Origin of the sequence: Chamaesiphon sp. VAR_69_metabat_338 (assembly GCF_031423935.1) — a bacterium.
Taxonomy (GTDB): Bacteria; Cyanobacteriota; Cyanobacteriia; order Cyanobacteriales; family Chamaesiphonaceae; genus Chamaesiphon.
Genome location: NZ_JANPGM010000247.1, coordinates 1 through 1,826, shown reverse-complemented (window position 1 = coordinate 1,826; position 1,826 = coordinate 1). Strand labels below are relative to the sequence as shown.

Annotated in this window: 2 protein-coding genes and 1 pseudogene; 1 reads left to right on the top strand and 2 read right to left on the bottom strand. The window is 49.2% G+C overall.

Annotated features, from left to right (window positions below; translation table 11 throughout):
• Positions 1–273: type II toxin-antitoxin system RelE/ParE family toxin (locus tag RMO84_RS07295; RefSeq protein ID WP_310487805.1), on the top strand; the 273-nt coding region annotated here is incomplete at its 5' end.
• 51 nt (positions 274–324) lie between these two features.
• Here RMO84_RS07295 and RMO84_RS07290 read toward each other — a convergent pair.
• Entirely contained in the window at positions 325–1,044 is a 720-nt protein-coding gene (locus RMO84_RS07290) for a serine/threonine-protein phosphatase (protein ID WP_310487804.1), read from the bottom strand.
• A gap of 219 nt (positions 1,045–1,263) precedes the next feature.
• Positions 1,264–1,826, bottom strand: a pseudogene (locus RMO84_RS07285) (AarF/ABC1/UbiB kinase family protein); the annotation flags it as partial.

The window sequence follows — 1,826 nt, the reverse complement described above, 5'->3', positions numbered from 1 at the left end:
CTTCACGAACATTGTAATTATCTATCCCAAAATAGCCAGAATAGTGCTTTGCAGTTCTTTGATGCTTCGCGTCAAACCTTTGCTTTAGCCCGAATGCCTGGCATGGGAAGAAAATATGAAAGTGAGGAAGACGATATTATCGACATCCGTAAATTGACTGTGACAGGATTTAAGCAATATCTAATCTTTTATCGTTACGATGAAGAAATTCTCGAAATCTTACGGATCGTTCATGCGACTAGAGACTTAATTCCATTTCTGAGAGATCTGTAAACTCGAAGTAAATCTATGTCGTGATGTGTAGTTGTAGCGATCGATACCAATCTATTGCATCGTCGCAATAATCACAGTGATATTGTCACTCCCACCGTGTTGTTTGGCAGCATCGATTAGGGCTTGCGCGGCTACTTGTTCGGTTTCAGCGCGCAGATGGCTAGAAATCTCATCGTGAGGCACTTCTTCGGTCAAGCCATCGCTACAGAGCAAGATTCGATCGCCAGGAATGATATCTTGAGTTTGAATATTGATCTGACGTAAATCGCGGCGACCCAGACAATGGGATAAAACGTGGCGAAGCGGATGAACGCGTGCCTCATCGGCATTGAGTTGACCCAATTTCATCGCCCGTGCCACCCACGTATCATCTTCGGTGATCGCGTCTAATTTGTCGCCTCGGAGCCGGTAGAGCCGGGAATCGCCCACATGCGCCGACCAGACCATGTCATCGCGGAATAAAATCATCACCAGAGTGGTACCCATATCGGCGCGCTGGGCGTGTTGTTCCTGGTCGGCGACAATTGCATCATTTGCCCCGATTAGTGCTTGTGCTAGCAGGTTCTTGGTGTCGGGTTCGCTGTCCCAGTGCTGTTCGACATAGGTGTGAGCTGTCTCGATCGCGATCCGACTGGCTTCCTCACCGCCAGCATGACCGCCCATCCCATCGGCAACTATAAAAAATCGTCCATCAGGATCGATGTGATATGCATCTTGGTTGGCACTTCTGACCATCCCTTTATCTGTAAGACCTGTGAACAGCGATTTCATAATCTAATGCCGGTAGCGATAACAATCCAAAATTTTAGAACAGACAGATGGCGCATGAGTTAGTAGTTTTAAGAGATTGCTGGCTCTGTACGATCTTCAATCGCACCTAGCGATCGCCGATCTCATAGTACCCACAAATCGACAGCGATCTCCAGTCAATTTCTGCTGATGCAGAAAATAACTGCGATCGCCCCACTCCAAACTAGCCACAGGTGCTAACTAGGACATCCGATCTTGGCGATCGAGTTTCCGCATCTGCCGAAACCAAGTTACCAAGGCAACTAGGGCAATCGCGCCGACTATCCCAGCCGGTGTCGTGTATTTATTGACAAATAGCATCGTAGCAGACAATGTAAAAGTCGCAACCAAGATTGCATAATTTGTGTTTTGTTGGACGGTTGCCAGTCTGCGCAAATACCGATCGGTTTCGCTCGAACGCACGCGCACGCGGATATCGCCGCGCTCTAATTTGTCGATCGTGTCTTCGAGGCGACGGGGCAAGCCGAGCGCGGAAGTGCCGACTTGAGCGGCTTGTCTGCCGATTTCCGCCAGGAAGGTATTTGCATCGGGGGTGTTACTACCATTACTATTCATAATCTGAAATGCAAAGGGCTGAGCCGCTGCCATAAAGTTAAAATCGGGATCGAGTCCTTTGCCCACGCCTTCGATCGTCGAAAAGGCGCGCATGACGAAGGTAAAGGTGGCGGGAAACCGGAAGGGTTGTCCGTAGGCAATATCGTAGAGGTCGTCGGTAATCTGGGCGATCGATTGCGCTTCGATCG